The 18,450-nt window shown below is 68.8% G+C and carries 22 protein-coding genes; 14 read left to right on the forward strand and 8 right to left on the reverse strand.

From position 1 onward, the window contains the following. Together VFF46_RS21065 and VFF46_RS21070 are read right to left on the reverse strand one after the other, a co-directional pair. Positions 1 to 1,121: methyltransferase domain-containing protein (locus VFF46_RS21065; protein ID WP_325038884.1), on the reverse strand; the 1,121-nt coding region annotated here is incomplete at its 3' end. A gap of 197 nt (positions 1,122 to 1,318) precedes the next feature. Beyond that, positions 1,319 to 2,218 (reverse strand): LysR family transcriptional regulator, encoded by a 900-nt coding sequence (locus tag VFF46_RS21070; protein WP_325038885.1) that lies wholly within the window; start codon positions 2,216 to 2,218, stop codon positions 1,319 to 1,321. A gap of 23 nt (positions 2,219 to 2,241) precedes the next feature. On the opposite strand from VFF46_RS21070, the gene VFF46_RS21075 reads away from it, so the two are divergent. Together VFF46_RS21075 and VFF46_RS21080 are read left to right on the forward strand one after the other, a co-directional pair. Continuing rightward, positions 2,242 to 3,003 carry a hypothetical protein gene (locus VFF46_RS21075; RefSeq protein WP_325038886.1) on the forward strand — a complete coding sequence of 254 codons (762 nt, stop codon included), beginning with the start codon at positions 2,242 to 2,244 and terminating at the stop codon, positions 3,001 to 3,003. Next, positions 3,000 to 3,554: a dihydrofolate reductase family protein gene (locus tag VFF46_RS21080; protein ID WP_325038887.1), complete on the forward strand. Its 555-nt coding sequence runs from the start codon at positions 3,000 to 3,002 to the stop codon at positions 3,552 to 3,554. Before VFF46_RS21075 ends, VFF46_RS21080 begins: the two co-directional genes overlap by 4 nt. Here the strand turns inward: VFF46_RS21080 and VFF46_RS21085 are convergent. Both VFF46_RS21085 and VFF46_RS21090 read right to left on the reverse strand, forming a co-directional pair. Beyond that, positions 3,546 to 3,926: a VOC family protein gene (locus VFF46_RS21085; RefSeq protein ID WP_325038888.1), complete on the reverse strand. Its 381-nt coding sequence runs from the start codon at positions 3,924 to 3,926 to the stop codon at positions 3,546 to 3,548. The two genes, VFF46_RS21080 and VFF46_RS21085, sit on opposite strands and share 9 nt — an antisense overlap. 40 nt (positions 3,927 to 3,966) lie before the next feature. Next, the gene (locus VFF46_RS21090; RefSeq protein WP_325038889.1) at positions 3,967 to 4,983 is read right to left on the reverse strand and encodes a DUF418 domain-containing protein; all 1,017 of its coding nucleotides are present in this window, start codon (positions 4,981 to 4,983) and stop codon (positions 3,967 to 3,969) included. Positions 4,984 to 5,091: 108 nt separating this feature from the next. Between VFF46_RS21090 and VFF46_RS21095 the strand changes: the two genes are divergently transcribed. The 11 genes from VFF46_RS21095 (at position 5,092) to VFF46_RS21145 (ending at position 15,908) form a co-directional block, all read left to right on the forward strand. Further along, positions 5,092 to 6,192, forward strand: coding sequence for a sensor histidine kinase (locus VFF46_RS21095; RefSeq protein WP_325038890.1), 1,101 nt, complete (start codon positions 5,092 to 5,094; stop codon positions 6,190 to 6,192). Continuing rightward, positions 6,189 to 6,827, forward strand: coding sequence for a response regulator transcription factor (locus tag VFF46_RS21100; RefSeq protein ID WP_325038891.1), 639 nt, complete (start codon positions 6,189 to 6,191; stop codon positions 6,825 to 6,827). The genes VFF46_RS21095 and VFF46_RS21100 overlap by 4 nt, the downstream gene beginning before the upstream one ends. 43 nt (positions 6,828 to 6,870) lie before the next feature. Next, the gene (locus VFF46_RS21105) at positions 6,871 to 8,568 is read left to right on the forward strand and encodes an ABC transporter ATP-binding protein (protein ID WP_325038892.1); all 1,698 of its coding nucleotides are present in this window, start codon (positions 6,871 to 6,873) and stop codon (positions 8,566 to 8,568) included. Further along, positions 8,561 to 10,282, forward strand: a complete 1,722-nt coding sequence (locus VFF46_RS21110) for an ABC transporter ATP-binding protein (RefSeq protein ID WP_325038893.1) — start codon at positions 8,561 to 8,563, stop codon at positions 10,280 to 10,282. The genes VFF46_RS21105 and VFF46_RS21110 overlap by 8 nt, the downstream gene beginning before the upstream one ends. Before the next feature lie 8 nt (positions 10,283 to 10,290). After that, positions 10,291 to 11,508, forward strand: a complete 1,218-nt coding sequence (locus VFF46_RS21115) for a serine hydrolase domain-containing protein (RefSeq protein ID WP_325038894.1) — start codon at positions 10,291 to 10,293, stop codon at positions 11,506 to 11,508. Positions 11,509 to 11,547: 39 nt separating this feature from the next. Continuing rightward, a complete protein-coding gene (locus tag VFF46_RS21120; protein ID WP_325038895.1) occupies positions 11,548 to 12,708 on the forward strand; it encodes a serine hydrolase domain-containing protein in 1,161 nt (386 codons plus the stop codon). Between the two features lie 111 nt (positions 12,709 to 12,819). Next, on the forward strand, positions 12,820 to 13,386 hold the full coding sequence (locus VFF46_RS21125; RefSeq protein WP_325038896.1) for a hypothetical protein: 567 nt from the start codon (positions 12,820 to 12,822) through the stop codon (positions 13,384 to 13,386). Between the two features lie 139 nt (positions 13,387 to 13,525). Further along, complete coding sequence (locus tag VFF46_RS21130) at positions 13,526 to 13,852, forward strand: YciI family protein (protein ID WP_325038897.1); 327 nt, start codon at positions 13,526 to 13,528, stop codon at positions 13,850 to 13,852. Further along, positions 13,849 to 15,072, forward strand: a complete 1,224-nt coding sequence (locus VFF46_RS21135; RefSeq protein WP_325038898.1) for an RNA polymerase sigma factor — start codon at positions 13,849 to 13,851, stop codon at positions 15,070 to 15,072. Before VFF46_RS21130 ends, VFF46_RS21135 begins: the two co-directional genes overlap by 4 nt. 61 nt (positions 15,073 to 15,133) lie before the next feature. Then, complete coding sequence (locus tag VFF46_RS21140; protein WP_325038899.1) at positions 15,134 to 15,562, forward strand: SRPBCC family protein; 429 nt, start codon at positions 15,134 to 15,136, stop codon at positions 15,560 to 15,562. Continuing rightward, positions 15,555 to 15,908, forward strand: coding sequence for a metalloregulator ArsR/SmtB family transcription factor (locus VFF46_RS21145; RefSeq protein ID WP_325038900.1), 354 nt, complete (start codon positions 15,555 to 15,557; stop codon positions 15,906 to 15,908). Before VFF46_RS21140 ends, VFF46_RS21145 begins: the two co-directional genes overlap by 8 nt. On the opposite strand, the gene VFF46_RS21150 is transcribed toward VFF46_RS21145, so the two are convergent. From VFF46_RS21150 to VFF46_RS21160, 3 genes are read right to left on the reverse strand one after another with little or no spacing between them, the layout of a single operon-like run. After that, the gene (locus VFF46_RS21150; protein ID WP_325038901.1) at positions 15,865 to 16,596 is read right to left on the reverse strand and encodes a DUF3626 domain-containing protein; all 732 of its coding nucleotides are present in this window, start codon (positions 16,594 to 16,596) and stop codon (positions 15,865 to 15,867) included. The two genes, VFF46_RS21145 and VFF46_RS21150, sit on opposite strands and share 44 nt — an antisense overlap. After that, positions 16,596 to 17,072 (reverse strand): NUDIX domain-containing protein, encoded by a 477-nt coding sequence (locus VFF46_RS21155; RefSeq protein WP_325038902.1) that lies wholly within the window; start codon positions 17,070 to 17,072, stop codon positions 16,596 to 16,598. The genes VFF46_RS21150 and VFF46_RS21155 overlap by 1 nt, the downstream gene beginning before the upstream one ends. A 2-nt stretch (positions 17,073 to 17,074) precedes the next feature. Further along, positions 17,075 to 17,470, reverse strand: coding sequence for a tautomerase family protein (locus VFF46_RS21160; RefSeq protein ID WP_325038903.1), 396 nt, complete (start codon positions 17,468 to 17,470; stop codon positions 17,075 to 17,077). 97 nt (positions 17,471 to 17,567) lie between these two features. Here VFF46_RS21160 and VFF46_RS21165 point away from each other — a divergent pair, with 97 nt between their 5' ends. After that, entirely contained in the window at positions 17,568 to 18,032 is a 465-nt protein-coding gene (locus tag VFF46_RS21165) for an NUDIX domain-containing protein (protein WP_325038904.1), read from the forward strand. Positions 18,033 to 18,041: 9 nt separating this feature from the next. On the opposite strand, the gene VFF46_RS21170 is transcribed toward VFF46_RS21165, so the two are convergent. Beyond that, the coding region (locus VFF46_RS21170) for a phosphotransferase family protein (protein WP_325038905.1) at positions 18,042 to 18,450 on the reverse strand (409 nt) is incomplete at its 5' end.

Consider the following 18,450-nt stretch of genomic DNA (forward strand, 5'->3'; position numbering starts at 1 on the left):
CGGGCGTCCTCGGATAGTTGAGGCTCGAGTGCCGTCTCGATCCACAGGCCTGCTGCGCTGAATACGTTGATCAGGTCGGAGATGGTGTAGGGCCGCTTTGTCAGCGCGATCTGGTCGTTCCAACCGCTGGTGTAGGAGAACGGGACCGTGGAGAAATACTCCTCGCCCAAGGATGTGCCGTTTTGTTCGGCTCGTTCGACGGCGTAGCGGATCGGCTGCGTTTTGGTCAGGAGGATGAATCCGTCGTCGGCGAGCATCGCGCGGGCTGCCTGCAGGGTTCGGAGCGGATTCTTTGCGTAGCCGAAAGACTGTAGGAATAAGATGCGATCGAACGTACGGCCGACCAGCCCGGGTATCGAATCCAGTTCGGAGAGATCGCCTTGGATGAGCTCCAGGCCGGGCGGCGGGGTGCTGAGGAAGTTGCCGCTGACATCGATGCCTACGGAGGCGGTGGCACCTTCTCCCACGAGCTCAGCGAGCTTGTTGCCGTTGCCGCAGCCGAGGTCTAGGAGCGAGTGTCCGGTGACGTCACCCAGGAGGGCTCGTTGGGCTGGCCATTCGACAAGTCGATCCAGTGAGTCCTCCCTGGTGCGGGCGCGCTCGTAATCCGGAGCGAGGTCCAGCCACGCCTCGCTGGGATCCCCCGGCACGTTCTCTGAGTCATCCGCCACGAGACAGAACATAGCCGTCACAGGAGTAGCGACTCGAGGACCGAGCGGAAGATGGCGGGCTCGATGCCGTCGAAGCCAGGTCCCTTGGCGAGGCTGAGCGCGGTCGAGCCGAGCTCCCCCCGGCAGGTCGAGCATCCCGGACAGCTCCCAATCGAGCAGCACCGGACGGCCGTCACGGGCGAGCAGGTTCCACGGTTGGATGGCCTTGTGGGTCAGTACGACGGGACCCGGCCGCTCGCAACCGTCGACGAACTCGGCGATCGCGAGGAACGTCGAGACGCGCGAGGCGAGTTCGTCCGCCCACGGCTGTCCGGTCACCCGGGCCTGTTCGGCGAGTTCGGGCCAATCCCGTGCCGTCGGCTCCTCGGTCGCCACGTCGGTCCACTCGACGTCGAGCGCATGGATGCGCGCAAGGATCTCACCGATCTCGAACCCGTACGTCGCCGGCACCGGCGCTTCCGGTACCTTCTCCCCCGCGACCCACCGGTGGACGAGCAGGTGCTGGTCGGCCGCGAGAGGCTCGGTACGCCGGCAGCAAAGGCCGCTCGCTCGAACCTGAACAAATCCTCGACGTGGTACGTCCAACGCCGATCGACGAGATTCAACTCCTTGACGGCGAACGACCCTTGGTCGGTGTTAAGCCGGATCTATCGACTATTCGTGCTGACGATGTGGGTAAAAGCGTCGCGGGCCGGGTCTTCGACGTTCGCCAGGTACGCGAGCGCGCATGCAGAGGGAGGCAAACCGCGCAGTGGAATGGTCACCACATCGGGATGCACGAAATGCTCCGCAAACGGTGCGACTGTCGGATGTACGAGGCGGCCGCGAGCCAGCAGATACAGGAGTTCGGCATTGTCCGCGATCGCCACGTCGACGAACCTGACCGGCCGGCCGGACGGGGTTCTGGACGGGCAGGTTGCCTCGGCGGCTTCCGCGGTGAGTCCGTACGGGCGCCTGACGTCGTGATCTGCGAGGTCCTCGACGGTCAGCTCGGCGTGACCGGCGAGCGGATGCGTCCGGCCGACCATCACGACGCGCTGGTCCGCGGCGCTCAGCACGGGACCGACGACGATGTCCGGCTGGTCGAGCGGGAGCCGGGTCACCACCAGGTCGACCTCGCGGCGGCGCAACGGACCGAGGCGGTCGTCGAACGGCGTCGTGCTCAGCTGCACGCTGGCCCCGGCGTACGCGGCCTCGAACTGCTCGATCGCGCGGCTGAGGACGTCCACGCCCGAGGCGGCGTTCAGCAGTCCGACACGCACGACCCCCGGCCCGGATCCCCGGAACCGGGCCGTCCGTAGCACGTGGTCGAGGCGGGCCACGGCGGGACTGAGCTCGGCGTACAGCGCGCGCCCGGCGTCGGTCAGTTCGACGACACGGCTGGTACGGCGGAACAGCCCCTGACCGCCGAGCTTCCGCTCAAGCGCCCGTACGGTCTGGCTGACCCGCGAGGTCGTGAGGCCGAGGCGTCCCGCGGTGCGGCCGAAGTGCAACTCCTCGGCAAGCACCAGGAACACCCGAAGCTCACGCAACTCGACGTCCGGCATCGTTGAGCGATGCTACACGTTCCGTGCTGCAGATCGGCGTTGATGGCGGCCGTGCACGCTGCGAAGGTCGAGTCATGAACTCAGGCAACGTGATCACGGTGGGCGTGCTGACACCCCATGCACTGCCCGGTCCGGAGGTCGAGTTGCCGGACATGGCATCGGGACGCGTCCGCGTTGAGGTGTCCCGTACCGCTTCTGACGCCGGGCCGACCTCACCGGACGGTTTGCGCGCACAGGCGCGGCCCGCAGTACTCGACAAGGCGGCGGCGCTTTTGCCTGCCGCGGATGTGCTCGCGTTCGCGTCGACGGGTTCGGCGTACGCCCTGGGGTACGCCGAGGAATCGGCGCTCGTGGAGCGACTCCGGGAGCGGTGGGACGTGCCGGTGTCTGCCACGTGCCTAGCGGCGGTGGCTGCTCTTCGGGCTCGGGACATCAAGCGCATCAGCCTTGTGCATCCGCCGTGGTTCGGTGCCTCGTTGAACGAGCTCGGCGCCGAGTACTTCGGTAGTCAGGGCTTCGAGGTCGTCGATGCTCGTCTGGCGGACCTCCCCGACGACCCGAACAAGGTCGAGCCGGCCATGGTCGTCGAGTGGGTCGCGCGGCACTTGTCCGACCGTGCCGAGGCCGTGTTCATCGGCGGGAACGGCCTCCGGGCCGCGCGCGCCGTCCGGGCCCTGGAGCGGCGGACCGGGCGCGTCGTTCTGCAGGCGAATCAGATTCTGCTGTGGTCGGTCCTCCACAACATGCCGGCGGACATCAAACTGAACGGGAAAGAGGAGAAATGAGAGACGTCATTCTGTACATGTCGATGTCGCTGGACGGGTTCGTCGGCAGCGACCGTGCGCACCCGGGCATGACGATCCCCGAGGGTGCCGACCTCGAGCGGTGGAAGCTCGACCGGATCAGTACGGCGGGTGCGCATCTGATGGGGCGTACGACGTACCAGGAGATGGCGTCGTACTGGCCGCATTCGGATGGCGATTACGCGGCTCCGATGAACGACATTCCGAAGGTCGTTTTCTCGAGGACGCTGACCGACGCGGAGGCGAGTTGGCCGGTCACCCGAGTTGCCCGCGGCGACCTCGCGGCCGAGATCGCGACGATCAAGGCCGAGCCGGGTGCGGACGTGATCGTGTGGGGCGGTCGGCGGTTGGCCGGTGCTTTGGCTGCGGAGGATCTCATCGACGAGTACCGCCTGCTGATCCAGCCGTTGGTGCTGGGTGCCGGACAGGCTCTGTTCGACCAGCTACCGGAGGCCAGACACCTCAAGCTCGTCGAGGCCCTGCCGTTCCCCAGCGGCGTCGTCGTGCACATCTACAGAAGGCAGTCAGCCTGAGCAGAGGCAGAACGGGTGCCCGTCCGGGTCGAGCATGACGCGATGTTCGGATGGACGTGGTTGGACGGGGGCGATCGTGGCGCCGCATTCGACTGCCCAGGTGACTGCGGTGTCCAGGTCGTCTACGCCGAGGTCCAGGTGCATGGTCGACGTCTGCTCGCCGTCGACGGCCGGCCACTGCGGGCGGCGGTAGTTCGCCTCGTAGTCGAAGTTCAGGGCTGGTTCCGTGACGCCTTCGGGCGGACAGACCAGCGCGTAGCCGGCCTCCGGTGGTTCGCCCGGGCGCGGGCCTTCTTCGCGGATGTACGACCAGTTCAGCAGCCGCGAGTAGAACCGCGCCAACTCCCGCGGCCGCGCAGCCATAATCGTCAACGCCCCGACCCGCACCCGCGGCGCGGCACCAAATCCCCCGTCATTTGAATGCTGGGCTTTTCCTGGGTGCATCTTTTGAGGGTAGGTGGAAAGGGGGACGTTTGGTCCAGGTTGCCCAGCGCCAGAGGTATTCGAGGGGGCCTTGGGAGTGGTGGCGGAGCCAGAGGGTTGAGGCGAGGGATTGGGCGGTGAGGATGGCGGCGGCGATCAGGACGACATCTCGGGTGGTGATGGTGTGGAGGTCGAGGACCCGGATGATGGTCAGGACGAGGATGGTGGCGGAGATGTAGTTCGTCAGCGCCATTCGGCCGAGCGGGCTGAAGATCGCTTTCAGGACGGGGCGGGCGGGGGTTCGGAGCAGAAGCAGGAGCAGGCAGATGTAGAAGGCTGCGACGACAAGTCCGCCAAAGGCGAGGGCGAAAGAGAACTGCCTGTCCCCCGCGTTGAGGCTTGATTGCCAGATCAGGAGCGGTACGGCGAGAACTGCCAGCGCGAGCGTGACGGCGGGTAGGATGCGGCCGCGCCCCGTGGCCAGGCGGTCCACGACGCCGAGGCGGACGAGGGCTGAGCCGCTGAGGAACAGGCCCGCGGTGAGCGAGAAGCGGCCGTCGCCGGTGATGAGTGAGACGAGGATCAGCGACGGTCCGAGGATCGCGACGGCGCGGGCCGGGAGCCAGGTCGACGGCAGGAGAACAAGGAGCCCGACGACGGCGTACGTCGACAGGATGTCGCCCCACCACAGCAGCAGGAAATGGGCAGCGCCGATCAGGAGCAACGTGAGCAGCCGCCGCAGCAGCAGTACCCGCGGGCGCGGTACCCGATCGGCAACCGAGCGCAGCAGCAACGCGAACCCGATCCCGAAGAGCAACGCGAAGATCGGCATGAACCGCTGCTCGACGAACAAGCCGAGCCACGCGGCGCCGCCGGACTCCCCCGACACGGTCATCGTGCGCCCGCCGGAGATCGGCTGGACGTTCGCCAGCAGGATCCCGCAGAGCGCGAAGCCGCGAATCACGTCGAGTGCGACGATCCGCGGCTGTCCGGATGAGGTAGGCATGCCTCCACCCTGGCGGGGACGATCCGCCGGCGGCAGCGGCCGGAAGTACGTTCGGACGGTACTTTCGGCCGGTTCTTACCGCCGTCGGCGATTCCGTACGCTGACCCGGTGCGCTTAGCGAGAACGAGTACGGACGTCGTCTTCGGCGGCTGCGTACTCGTGCTGCTCGGATATTCGGCGTACCAGCTCGCGACCGTCTGGGGTCCGCAGTACTGGATCCTCGACGCCGCCACGGGAGCCGTGGTCGGGATGATCACGCTGCTGCGGAGGTATGACCGGTGGCGCGCGGCCGTCGCCGGTCTCACGATCGCGGCTGTCACCGTACTGGTCGCCTGGACGGCAGGCCTGCCGACCGAGCCGGGACCGGCGATGGCGGTGGGGCTCGCGGTGCTCGTCGGCTCGGGAGTCGCCTCGCTGCCGATTCCCCAGGCGGGCGTCGTGGCTGCAGGCGGGTTGATCGTTGCCGTAGGCAGCTTGTTGATCGGGCACGGATCCGGCGTCGGTACGGTGAATGCGGCCGGCTGGGTGATCGCGACGACGGCAGGATTGGCGTTGCGGCTTCGGGATGTACGGCGGCGTGCCGCGGCCGAGCGGATCCGCCAGGACGAGCGGATCGAGCTGGCGCGGGAGCTCCATGACGTGGTCGCCCATCACATCTCCGGCATCGTCCTGCAGGCGCAGGGCGCGCGGATCGTGGGGCGGCGGACGCCGTCGCAGTACGACGAATCGCTCGCCGGGATCGAGGCCGCCGGGGCCGAGGCGCTGGCGGCGATGCGACGGGTCGTGGGGTTGCTCCGCAGCGATGACGTCGTCCCCGGGCCGATGCGGCTGGATCAGCTGCGGGAGCTGGCTGCGCGGTTCGACGAGCACGGTCAGGCGATCTCGCTCGACCTTCCGGCGGCGGAACCGTCGTGGCCGCCGGAGGTGATGATGACGGTGTGCCGGGTGGTTCAGGAGTCGCTGACCAACGTCACCCGTCATGCCGCGCACGCCGCGACGGTGACGGTTCGCGTTGTCCAGGTGAGTAACACGGTCGCTGTCGAGGTGGCGGACGACGCGGAGCACAATGCGCGGCACCAGCGTCCCGGCTACGGCTTGATCGGCCTCCGGGAGCGCGTCGAGGCCCTCGGCGGGACGCTGTCAGCCGGCCCGCGAGCTGGCGCAGGCTGGACGGTCGAGGTTTCACTGCCGCTGGAGCCCGCCCGATGACGATCAGCGTGTTGCTTGCCGATGATCAGGCGATGGTTCGGAGTGGTTTGCGGTTGATTCTGGAGAATCAGCCGGACATCCGGGTGGTCGCGGAAGCGGCCGATGGTGTCGAGGCGATCGCCCTGGCGCGGGAGTTGCGGCCGGACGTATGTCTGGTCGACATCCGGATGCCGCGGCTCGACGGTGTCGAGGTGACCCGGGCGCTGGCCGGGCCCGACGTACCCGAACCGCTCAAGGTCGTCGTCGTGACCACGTTCGACCTCGATGAATACGTATACGGCGCGCTGCGCGGCGGCGCGGTCGGGTTCATCCTGAAGGACGCCGGGCCGGCCATGCTCACCGAGGCGGTCCGCGCGGCGTACGCCGGGGACGCCCTCGTCTCCCCCTCCATCACGGTCCGGCTGCTCCGCCGCCTCACGCCTATCGCAGGTACGGCGGCCCGGACTCCCCTGTCGGACCGTGAGGTCGACGTGGTGAAGGCAATCGCCCGCGGCCGGACCAACCACGAGATCGCCGCAGAGCTGTTCATCTCGCTGAGCACCGTCAAGGGTCACGTCGCGGGCATCCAGAACAAGCTCAAGGCCCGCAACCGTACCGAGGTCGCGGTCTGGGCCTGGCAGTCGGGACTGGTCTAGCACGACCTTGTGAATACGATCACGAGCTGCGAGGATCTGCGGCATGACCCGCGACGGCGCAGTGCAGCCCGGGCGTCTTCGCGGGCGGTTGGACGGTATGCGCGAGTCCTGGAACCCACCGCGGGCAGCGGATCTCGCGAGCCCCTACAGATTCCTCCTCTGGCTCACGCGGGAGCAGGTACGGCGGGTCGCCGCAGGTGCCGCGTTGGGAACGTGCTGGATGATCGGGCTGACCGTACCGCCCTGGATCCTGGCCAAAGCCGTCGACGAAGGGCTCGCCGCCCGCGACACGAGCGCCCTGGTCAAATGGGTCCTGCTGCTGCTCGGTGTCGGCGTCCTGAACGCACTGCTCGGGATCGCGCGGCACCGGACGATGACGAAGATCCGCATGGACGCGGCGTTCCGCTCCGTGCGCGCCACGGTCTGGCACACGTCGCGGTTGGGCGCGTCGCTCACGCGGCGGGTGAGCGCCGGCGAGGTGGTGACGGTCGGCATCAGCGACGTGTACACGGTCGCCCAGGCGTTGACGGTCACCGGTCCGGGTGTCGGCGCGGTCATCGCGTACGGCGTGGTCGCGGTCGTGCTGTTCACGATCTCGCCGGTGCTGGCGGCGGTCGTACTGGCCGGCGTACCGCTGCTCGCCGTCGCGGTCGGGCCGTTCCTGCAGCGCATCGAGCGTACGGGCGGTACTTACCGCGTCCATCAGGGGGAGTTGACGACGCGGCTCGTCGACATACTCGGCGGGTTGCGGGTGCTGAACGGCCTGGGTGGGAAGGCGGTTGTCGCCGAGCGGTACGAGCGTGAGTCGCAGCGGTTGATCGGACATGGGTATCGGGCGGCGAGGCCGGCGAGTTGGGTCGGGGCCTTGTCCACCGGGTTGCCGGCTTTGTTTCTCGCGGCGGTGGTGTGGTTGTCGGCGCGGATGGCCGCGACCGGTGCGATCACGATCGGGGACGTGGTTGCGGTTTATGGGTACGTCGCCGTGCTGGTCGTTCCGGAGTCCGCATTCATCGAGGGCGGCGGGGATATCGCGCGGGCTCGGGTGGCCGGTCAGCGGATCGTCGACCTGTTGAACCTGCCGGTTGCTTCTGGGGATGGCGCTGGTACGCCGGATCCGCTGGTGGACCCGGTCTCGGGGGTGGTGGTTCGGCCAGGTGTGCTGACGGCGGTGGTCGCGGCACGGCCGGCGGAGGCGATTGCGGTTCTCGAACGTCTTGGCCAGGTACACACTCGAGCGGCCGACCGGCGGCGGTTGGTTGTCGCGGACAACGATGCCGAGGTGTTCGCGGGGACGGTCCGTGACGTCGTCGCGGGACGCCTCGACCCGGAGGACGACCGGATCCGTGCCGCGCTGCGCGTCGCGGTCGCGGAGGACGTCGTCGAGGCGCTCCCCGACGGGCTGTACGCACCGATCGCGGCCGGCGGTACCGATCTGTCGGGCGGTCAACGTCAGCGCATCCGCCTGGCGAGGGCGGTCTACTCGGCACCCGACGTACTGCTCGCCGTCGAGCCGACCTCCGCGCTCGACGCGAACACCGAGGCGGCTGTCATCGACCAGATCCGCGAAGCGCGGCGCGACCTGACAACCGTGCTCACCACGACCTCCCCACTCGTGCTGGATCGCGCCGACGAGGTGATCGTCCTGACGGCCGGCAAGGTGTCGGCGGCCGGGACGCATACGGACCTGCTGCGCACCGATCCGTACTATCGCGACCTCGTGTCCCGGGCCGCCGATGACTAGCCGGCTACCGGTCGCCGGCCCCGCGGAGGTCCGCGCGGCCGCGATCCGCGACCTCGGCGCCGACCGCCGCGCCGTCGTCGGCGTCGTACTGGTCAACGGCCTGGCCTCGGCGGCAGGCCTGGTGGCCCCCTGGCTCCTCGGCCGCATCGTCGACACGATCCGCGCAGGTGGCGGCGATGTACTCAGCGCGGTGGACCGACTCGCGTTCGGCGCGCTGGTGTTCACTGTCGTACAGACCGTCCTGGCGTGGTGGGCGCTGAAGATCGGCTACCGATTCGGCGAGCGTACGGCGGCACGTGTCCGCGAACGCTTCCTGGCCCGGACCCTCGCGCTCCCACCACGCGAAGCGGACCAGGTCCCGGCCGGAGACCTGATCGCCCGCGGCAGCACCGACGCCTCACTGGTCGCGTCCACGCTGCGCTCGGCGGTGCCCGAAGTACTAGTGGCCCTCATGCACGCGCTCTTCCTGATCGTCGCCGTGCTGGTCCTGGATCCGCGGCTCGGGCTGTGCGGGCTGATCTGTCTGCTCGGCGTCGGCGCGGCCGTCCGGTGGTACCTGCGCCGTGCGCGACCGGCGTACCTCGCCGTTGCCGCCACCGGCGCGGACCTGGCCGACGCCGTCGTCAGTACGGCGAAAGGCGCCCGTACGGTCGACCTTCTCGGCCTGGAACGCCGCCGCGCCGAGGCGACGGAGGCGGCCGTCGCGAGCGCCCGGACCGCGCGCCTCGACGCGTTGTGGCTGCGGACTGTGCTGTTCCCGTGGGTCGACGTCTCGCTGGCGCTGCCGGTGGTCGGCGTGCTGCTCGTCGGTGGCGCGTTGTACGCCAACGACCTGGTCAGCCTGGGAGTCGTCGTGACCGCGACGGTCTACCTGCGCCAGCTCGTGGGCCCGCTCGACACGCTGATGCTCTGGATCGAACAACTGCAGGGCGCCGGCGCGTCATACGCACGCGTCGAAGGACTCGCGGACATCCCGAAGGCGCAGCCGGCCGTGCCGGTGCAGGACGTCGGCGACCGCATCCAGGTGCGCGACGCGCACTTCAGCTACACCGGCGCCCGCGACGTACTCCTGGGTGTCGATCTGCTCGTCCAGCCCGGTGAACGGCTGGCGATCGTCGGTACGTCGGGAGCCGGGAAGTCGACGCTCGCCCGCCTGCTCGCGGGCCTCGACCGCCCGCGGACCGGGTCCGTGACCATCGGCGGTACGCCGGTCGCGGACCTACCGCCCGAGCAGCTGCGCGAGCACGTCGTACTGCTCACGCAGGACCATCACGTCTTCCACGACACGGTCCGCGACAACCTGCTGATCGCGAAGCCTGACGCCACCGACGAGGAGCTGTACGCCGCACTCGCCGCCGTGGGTTGGTCGGGCGAGCTGGACAGCGACGCGGACCTCGACGACGCCGGCGCTCAGCAGCTCTCCCTGGCCCGGGTCGTGCTCGCGAATCCGCACACACTGATCCTGGACGAGGCGACGGCGTTGCTGGATCCGAAGACGGCACGGCGTACGGAGCAGTCGCTGGCCGGCGTACTGCGGGGCCGTACCGTGATCGCGATCGCGCACCGACTGCAGACGGCCCACGACGCGGACCGGATCGCCGTCATGGAGGCGGGCGAACTGGTCGAACTCGGCACCCATGACGAGCTCGTCAGCGCCGGAGGGGTCTACGGGCAACTCTGGCGGGCCTGGCACGGCGACCCTGCCGAGCGGTAGAAGAGACTGTGGACATCTCGGTGATCGCGAAGGTGCCTGGTCTGCTCGAGGAACATCGGCTGCCGGGTCTGGCGGTGGGTGTCTGTACGGCGGACTCGGTGCTGTGGGCGGGTGGGTTCGGGGTCACGCGTGCCGGTGGTGATGTTCCGATCGGTACCGAGACCATGTTCAGCGTCCAGTCGTGTTCGAAGATGTACACGGCGACCGCGGTCCTGCACGCCGTACGGGAAGGGCTTGTCGAGATGGATGAGCCGATCGTGCGGTATCTGCCGGAATTCCGCGTGCGGAGTGCGTTCGAGGAGGATCCCGAGCGGCGGATCACGGTGCGGCATTTGCTGAGTCATACGGCGGGGTTCACCCATGAGGCGCCGGTCGGGTCGAACTATGTGGTCGGGCGGGAATCGTTCGAGGAGCATTGCCGGAGCATTTACCAGACGTGGTTGCGGTTTCCGGTCGGTGAGCGTTTCGAGTACTCGAATCTCGGGATCGATCTGGCCGGGTACATCTTGCAGCGGCGCAGTGGGCTGCCGTTCCACGAGTACGTACGGCGGGTGTTGTTCGAACCGTTGGGGCTGGAGCGGACGTCGTTCGACGCGCGGGTGATCGTGCGGGAGCGGGATCGGGCGATCGGCCATTCGAAGGGGTACTTGCGGTTGCCGGTGCGGGTACCGATGGTGGCCGCGGGCGGGTTGTACACGAGCGTCGCCGATGCGTGCCGGTACGTGCAATTCCATTTGACCGAGGCGGAATCGCTCGCCGAGTTGTACGAAGGGAAGACGTACGGGCTGGGTGTTGCGCTCGCCGAGGCGAACGGTATTCCCGTTCGCGGGCACGGCGGTGGCGGATTCGGGTTCCTGTCGGACATGTACTGGGCTCCGGAGGCGGGCATCGGGGTCGTCGTACTCACGAATTCCACGGCTCATCCGCTGCATTGGAAGCTTGCCTGCGACATCTTCCGGGAGGTCGTCGGTACGACGGCGGCGGAGGACGGGCCGTGGAACCGGGACTACGCGATCCACGTGTCCGGGGTTCGTGACGGGACCGCCCGGCTGCGGAAGGTGAACGGCATCCACCTGTTCGAACACTGGAACGGGCAGAACTTCCCGCTGCGCGAACACCAGCCCGGGCTGTACATCTCCTCCAATGGCGAAATGCTCGACCTCACGCAGACGCCCCCGACGTACGCGAACGTCCGGCTGCACGAATTGTCGGAACCGGGTGCTTAGGTTCGTTGCGTGGGTGTGGTCCGGCGAAAGGAGACGGCGATGTTCTCGGCGAAGCGGTTGACGCGGTTGCGGGCGGTGCTCGAGCGACGGGTCGAGTCCGGCGCCGTGCCGGGCGTCCTGGCGGTGCTCGCGCGCCGTGGCGAGGTCCACATCGAAGCGGTCGGCAGGCTCGCCTTCGAGAGCACGAGCCCGGAGATGGCGCCGGACACGATCGTCCGGCTGGCATCGATGTCGAAGCCGATCGTCGCCGCCTGCGCGATGACTCTGATCGAGGACTGCACCCTGCGCCTCGACGATCCGATCGACGACCTCGTGCCGGAGCTGGCCAACATGCGGGTCCTGGCCGATCCAGCGGGCCCGCTGGAGGACACCGTCGCGGCGGAGCGGCCGATCAGCGTCCGAGATGTACTGGCGTTCACGCTCGGCACCGGCATGCCCCCGGAGGAGGCGCCGATCGCCGCCGCGCTGGACACGCTCCGCGGGCCGTCCCTGGACGAGTGGATCGCGGGGCTCGGGAAGCTGCCGCTGGTCCATCAGCCCGGTGAGCGGTGGATGTACGACACGGGTTCCGACGTGACCGGCCTACTCATCCAGCGGGCCACCGGGAAGTCGTTCGGTACGGCGCTGCGGGAGCGGATCCTGGAGCCGCTCGGGATGAAGGACACCGGGTTCAGCGTCGAGGCGAAGGACTTCGGGCGGTTCGCGACGGCGTACGACCACGAGGACGGACCGGACGGGGCGGTTGTCCAGGACGTGCCGGAGACCGGGCGGTGGAGCACCCCAGCGGTGTTCGAGGGCGGTAGCGGCGGGCTGGTGTCGACGGCCGAGGACTACCTGGCGTTCGCGTCGGCGATGCTTGCCGGTGGCACGTACCAGGGCACGCAGGTGCTGTCGCGGGCGGCCGTGACGCTGATGACGAGCGACCAGCTGACACCGGCGCAGCGGGCGGTGTCCGGGTTCTGGCCCGGGTACTTCGCGAGCACGAGCTGGGGTCTCGGGACCGGGATCGTCGTCGACCGGACGCAGCTGGGGCCGTCGGCCGGGAGCTACGGGTGGAACGGGTTCTACGGCACGACCTGGTACAACGATCCGGCCGAGGAGCTGACCGGGATCCTGATCCAGCAGCGAGCTCACGCCGGTGACGCCCGGCTCGCGTTCCTGCGGGATTTCTGGACCAGCGTGTACCAGTCGCTCACCTAAGGAACGGCAAAACCTGCCCTGTCCTGCCGGGTCTGTCCGCTCTTCGGTCGTATCGTCCGAAGAGGTCCGGTTCACACCGAGCCGGAGATTCACGAACGGGGAACCAGATCCATGCGCAGGTCCGTACTGACTACCATCCCGCTGCTGCTCATCGCGCTGTTGCTCGGTGGCTGCGGCGGCTCCACGAAGAACAACAGCTCCGCCGGGTCGACACCGTCTGCCAGCACCAGCGCCGGCAGCACTCCGGCGACGTCCACGACCGCGGCCGCTGACACCTGCCCGGCGAGCAACACCAAGTCGTTCGCGAAGACCAAGTTCGTCGCGCACGTCGGGCTCGCGGCGGGCACCTTCCACCGGTGGATCTGGAAGCCGTACAAGGCCGGTACGTTCGCGAAGGGTGCGCACGGCCGGCTCAAGGCAGCCATCAAGGCCGGCCTGAGCGCGGCGTTCATCGCCCACGAGGTCAAGGTCGCCAGCGACGACGTGAACGCGAGCCCGGCGCTCTGCAAGGTCCTGAAGAAGCCGCTGGTCGCCCTCGGCAACCAACTCGACGGCCTGAAGAGCAAGATCACCAGCGGCGACGTCTCCTCGCTGGACGGCGTCAACACCGCCATCGCGGGCGTCACGTCGCTGAGCGACAAGAACGGCGCCCAGATCACCGAGACCTCCCAGAACTGACCCCCACTCCCCCTCGACGGCCGGGCCTGGCGGACACTTCGCCGGACCCGGCCGTCAACTTTGTCCGCCAGAATGTCGGACCGGGGTGGTCCGGTTCGTTGGGTGGGTGTACAGAGTGCTTGGGTGAAGGGAGACGGTGATGCAGTACCTGATTTCGGTGATCGACCATCGGACCGGCTCGGCGACCGACGACGAGATGGCGGCGATCAACGCGTTCAACGAGCAGCTGGTCGCGGACGGGCACTGGGTGTTCGCGGGCGGGCTGAGCGCGCCCAGTGACGCCACGGTGATCGACGGGCGCGGTGACGGGCCGCCGATCTTCACCGACGGGCCGTTCCTGGAGTCGAAGGAGTACCTGGCCGGGTTCTGGGTGTTCGAGGCGCCGGACCTGGACGTCGCGCTGAAGCTCGCGTCCGCCGCGTCGAAGGCCTGCAACCGGCGGCTCGAGGTGCGGCCGTTCCTGTGAGTGTCGTCGAGGAAGCGATCACCCGGGCGCACCGTGAGGAGTGGGCGCGGGTGGTCGCCTCGCTCGCGAAGCGGTTCGGGGACCTGGACATCGCGGAGGAGTCCGCGGCGGAGGCGTTCGCGACCGCGGTCGAGCGGTGGCCGGTGGACGGCGTACCGCCGAATCCCGGCGCCTGGCTGACCACCACCGCGAACCGCAAGGCGATCGACCGGATCCGCCGCGAGAGCAAGCGGGACGACAAACACAAGGAGGCTCAGATGTGGTACGACGATCCGCCGGAGCCTCTCGGGGTGATCGACGACGAGCGGCTCCGGCTGATCTTCACGTGCTGCCACCCGGCGCTGGCGATGGAGACCCGGGTGGCGCTGACGCTGCGGCTTGTCGGCGGGCTGACCGTGCCCGAGATCGCGCGCGCGTTCTTCGTCCAGGAGACCGCGATGGGTCAGCGGATCACCCGCGCGAAGGCGAAGATCAAGGCGGCCCGGATCCCCTACCGGGTGCCGGCCGCGGAGGACCTTCCGGGCCGGGTGTCCGGCGTACTGGCCGTGCTGTTCCTGGTCTTCAACGAGGGCTATCTGGCGACGGGGCCGGACACCGACCCGGTACGCGGCGAGCTGACCGCGGAGGCTATCCGGCTGACCCGCCTGATCCGCGCGCTGCTCCCGACCGACGGCGAGGTCGCCGGTCTGCTGGCGTTGATGCTGCTCACCGAGGCTCGCCGTACCGCGCGGGTCTCGCGGACCGGTGAGCTGGTCGCGCTCGACGAGCAGGACCGCGGCGCGTGGGACACGGCGATGATTGCCGAAGGCCACCACCTGGTACGCGAGCGGATCGCGACCCGGATCGCTCCCGGCCGGTACCAGATCCTCGCGGCGATCAACGCGGTCCACACGTCCGCTCGCGACGTACGAGACACCGACTGGTCGCAGGTCGTCGCGCTCTACAACCAGCTCGCGCTCGTCGACCCGTCCCCGATCGTCGCGCTGAACCGCGCGATCGCCGTCGCCGAGCTCGACGGCCCCGACGTCGCGCTGGCGATCGTCGACGGGCTCGCGGACAAGCTGTCCGGCTATCACCCGTACCACGCGACCCGCGCCGACCTGCTCCGCCGCCTGGGCCGGAGCCGGGAGTCGCGGGCGGCGTACGACGCGGCGATCGAGCTGTCCGGCAACACCGCCGAGATCGCCTACCTGACCCGCCGCCGCAACCAGCTCGGCTGAGCACTTGCGCGTCAACGCCTTACCATGAGGTAATGCATTACCACAGGGTAAGGAGATCATGGTGGCTGACGTAACCCGTGAGATCGCGATCCCGCGGCCGCCGAGTGTCGTCTGGCGGCAGTTCGGGACCGAGGAGGCGCTGCGCCGGTGGCTCGCGCCGACGCTGACGATCGACCTCGAGGAAGGCGGCGAGTACCGGATGCTCGGCGCCGACGGTGCGACCTGGATCAGCGGCGTCGTGCTCGAACTGGTCCCCGAGTGCCGGCTCGTCCTGTCGTGGCTCGAGGAGGACGCCGGCTGGGCGCATCCCGGGCGCCTGGTGATCGAGCTGCGCGCGACGGACGACGGTACGGCGGTGTCGCTGACGCACGACGGATTCGCCGGGATCGGTACGGCGACCTGGCGGCGGACCCGGGACGCGTACGCGCGCGGCCTCGCCGAGCATCAGGTGCTCGAACAGCTCGCGGACGCGGTGAGCATCGTTGCCTGACGAGCCCGCCGACCCGTTCCGGGCGATCGCGGATCCGACCCGGCGGCGCATCCTCGAGCTGCTGATGGAGCGCCGCGGGCTGACGGTGGGTGAGCTGGCCGCGGAGTTCCCCGAGCTGGTGACGTCCGGGATTTCCAAGCATCTGATGACGTTGCGGGCGGCGGGTCTGGTGGTCGCGGTGAAGGCTGGGCGGCACCAGCATTACCGGATCGACGACGGCGGTCTCGACGCGGCGTTCGGGACGTGGATCTCGCGGTACGAGTCCTACTGGGCGAACGCTCTGGACAAGCTGCATGACGCGGCTACCGCCGACCGAAGCGCGCCAGACAATGCCAGACGTACTTGATTGCCTGGGGCGGATGATTGCGTGCCGCCTCACCGAGCAGGTGCGGGGTCAGCTCCGGGCCAAGTTCCTGTGCCAGCGCGACGGTTTCCGGTCCGCGGTACGCCGGGTCGAAAGTTGCCGGCGTACCGCGGAAGCCGGGGTGGTATTCGAGCGGGCAGCCGAGTTCGCGCGCGGCGTCCTCGACCGGGGTGCCGATGAATGACGGGTCGAGAACCAGCGCGTCGACGTCGCACGCGAACCGCACCGGGCCGTGGATGTGCGCCTCGACATAGTCGTCGAGGTCGTCCGCTTGCGCCGCGTCAGCCAATTCACAGAGCCGTGGCAGGCAATCCCGGTCCCCGTAGTCCTGCGGATCGAGAGCGGAATCCGGATAGCAGAACGTCGCGCGTTCGATCAGCTCGGCTTTCAGCCGCAAGTACGACGACCCGAAACGGACCGCTCCGCCGTACACGTCATCCCGCCGATTCCACACCCCGTACACCGGCCGCTCCACCCCAGGCAGCCCGTCGTACCGCCCGGAGAACAACCGACTCTCCCACCGCCACCGCTCCCCACCCGGAAACGCAGTCAACCCACCATTGGATATCCCGGTCACGAACTGCGACCGGTACACCCCATCCACCACCATCGACTCAATCACCATCCGCCCACCATGAGCCCAATTCGGCTGAAACTGCACGGTGAGCATCACGCCGGTCCCGTCTCGCGCCCGTCGGCGTCGACCGTGATGAAACGCAACTTCCGGTCGTGCCTGCCGACCGCGCGCCAGTGCGCGAACGCAATCCGCGCCGTCACCGGCATGCCCAACCTTGGGTCGTCCGCCAGGTCGAACCATGCGAGGTCGCCTTCCGCGCACTCCGATGGAACGGTGGCTGCCGGCGCGAGGGCGGCGGTGAAGTAGTACGTCGTGCGGATCTCGGTGCCGGTGTCGCGGACGGCGATGTACCGGAGTGCGAGGGCGGTGAGTTGGTCAGCGGTGATGCCGAGCTCCTCGTGCAGTTCGCGGAGGGCAGCGGCGGTCGGGTCGGCGAGCTCGTCGGGTTCGATGTGGCCGCCGATACCGACCCAGGAGTCGGCGATCGCACGGGAGCCGCGGCGGTACAAGAGCAGAACGCGGTCGTCGCGGACGAGGTAGATCGACGTCAGGTGGCGGGTGGAGTGCATCGTCAGACGTTGACGTTGAAGCCGAGGTCGAGGTCGGAGGCGGCTTGGCCGGCGCGGATGCCCCAGTTGGTGGTGGGGAGGTCGCGGACGAGGATCGTGACGTGGTCGGGCGGGATGCCGAAGGGCTTCAGGTTGGTGACGAGTTCGGTGTAGAGGGTGCGCTTCGCGACGATGGAGCGGCCGGCGAAGCAGTCGATGCTGATCAGGGTGAAGTACTCAGGCTGGGTCAGTCGCGGGGAACAGGCGAAGCGGTGAGGTGCGTGGACCACCAGCCGCACGTCCTTGTCCTGCGGTGGGATCCGGAACGCGGTCACCAGCGCCTGGTGGACCGCGTCGATCAACCCGCGTTCGTCCGTCTCGGAGTACTCCCGGCGAACCTCGATCAACGCACTCGGCATGACACCCGCTCCTTCCGCGGTCGGTGCCCAGACCTCATCACGAACCGCCCGGCCACGGCGAGCGAATATGTCGGTGGTGCCGGGCACAGTCGTCGCCATGAAGATCCCACGCGGTGCCGCGGTCGTCCTGGAGTCCGGCAAGGTTCTGGTCGTGAAGCGGTATCTCCGGGAGGAGTCGGCCGCGGAGTGCGCGATGTGTGAGTACGCCGACGCCGACGTGCGTGGCCCGGAGTGCAGCGGGCATCGGTACGCCGTTCTGCCCGGCGGGCATGTCGAGCCGGGTGAGTCGGCGGCCGCCGCGGCGCTGCGTGAGCTGGCCGAGGAGACCACCCTGTCCGGGGCGATCGACCAGCTCCTGTGGACCGGGTCGCACAACGGCCGCCCGGCGTACTACTTCCGGATCAAGGGCGTCACCGGCGTACCCGAGCTGTCCGGCGACGAAGCCGCGGTCAACTCCCCCACGAACCACTTCGAACTCCGCTGGGCCGACACCGTCGACCTGCAGTCGTTCGGCATCTACCCACGAGACCTCTTGCCAAAGCTCCGTCAGCTCACACAGTGAGCTCGGCGATCATCCGGTGGCCCTGCCGTTCGTACGCGTCGTCGCCGACCTGGTACGCCCAGACAGCCGTACCGACCGCCTCGCGGACGCAATTGCGGTACCACGCGCGCGGCTCGCGTGGATCGGAGCCGTAGCCGGCGAGGAACGCGGGCTCGAGAGCAGGATCGCGCTGGAACTGCTGGACCGCCAGCCGAGCGAGATCGTGTACGCAGGCCGGAGCGCGGCCCGGCCGAAGTCGATGACACGGACGGTCCCGCCGTCGATCAGCCAGTTGCGCGGCTGCCAGTCGCCATGCGTCGGGACCAGCACAGCCGGCGGCGTCGGCCAGCGCGCGATCGTCGTACGCAGCCGATCGACGACCTCGGGCGCGATCCGGTGCGGCCGGCTGAGGTGCTTCAGCAGGCGCTCGTTCTCCCGC

It is taken from the genome of Kribbella sp., from assembly GCF_035655035.1.
Taxonomy (GTDB): domain Bacteria; phylum Actinomycetota; class Actinomycetes; order Propionibacteriales; family Kribbellaceae; genus Kribbella.

Excerpts from the sequence above, each read along its gene's own strand:
- VFF46_RS21070 (WP_325038885.1), bottom strand. The coding sequence starts at position 2,218 with ATGCCGGACGTCGAGTTGCGTGAGCTTCGGGTGTTCCTGGTGCTTGCC.
- VFF46_RS21080 (WP_325038887.1), top strand. The coding sequence starts at position 3,000 with ATGAGAGACGTCATTCTGTACATGTCGATGTCGCTGGACGGGTTCGTC.
- VFF46_RS21090 (WP_325038889.1), bottom strand. The coding sequence starts at position 4,983 with ATGCCTACCTCATCCGGACAGCCGCGGATCGTCGCACTCGACGTGATT.
- VFF46_RS21100 (WP_325038891.1), top strand. The coding sequence starts at position 6,189 with ATGACGATCAGCGTGTTGCTTGCCGATGATCAGGCGATGGTTCGGAGT.
- VFF46_RS21105 (WP_325038892.1), top strand. The coding sequence starts at position 6,871 with ATGACCCGCGACGGCGCAGTGCAGCCCGGGCGTCTTCGCGGGCGGTTG.
- VFF46_RS21110 (WP_325038893.1), top strand. The coding sequence starts at position 8,561 with ATGACTAGCCGGCTACCGGTCGCCGGCCCCGCGGAGGTCCGCGCGGCC.
- VFF46_RS21120 (WP_325038895.1), top strand. The coding sequence starts at position 11,548 with ATGTTCTCGGCGAAGCGGTTGACGCGGTTGCGGGCGGTGCTCGAGCGA.
- VFF46_RS21125 (WP_325038896.1), top strand. The coding sequence starts at position 12,820 with ATGCGCAGGTCCGTACTGACTACCATCCCGCTGCTGCTCATCGCGCTG.
- VFF46_RS21130 (WP_325038897.1), top strand. The coding sequence starts at position 13,526 with ATGCAGTACCTGATTTCGGTGATCGACCATCGGACCGGCTCGGCGACC.
- VFF46_RS21150 (WP_325038901.1), bottom strand. The coding sequence starts at position 16,596 with ATGCTCACCGTGCAGTTTCAGCCGAATTGGGCTCATGGTGGGCGGATG.
- VFF46_RS21155 (WP_325038902.1), bottom strand. The coding sequence starts at position 17,072 with ATGCACTCCACCCGCCACCTGACGTCGATCTACCTCGTCCGCGACGAC.
- VFF46_RS21160 (WP_325038903.1), bottom strand. The coding sequence starts at position 17,470 with ATGCCGAGTGCGTTGATCGAGGTTCGCCGGGAGTACTCCGAGACGGAC.
- VFF46_RS21165 (WP_325038904.1), top strand. The coding sequence starts at position 17,568 with ATGAAGATCCCACGCGGTGCCGCGGTCGTCCTGGAGTCCGGCAAGGTT.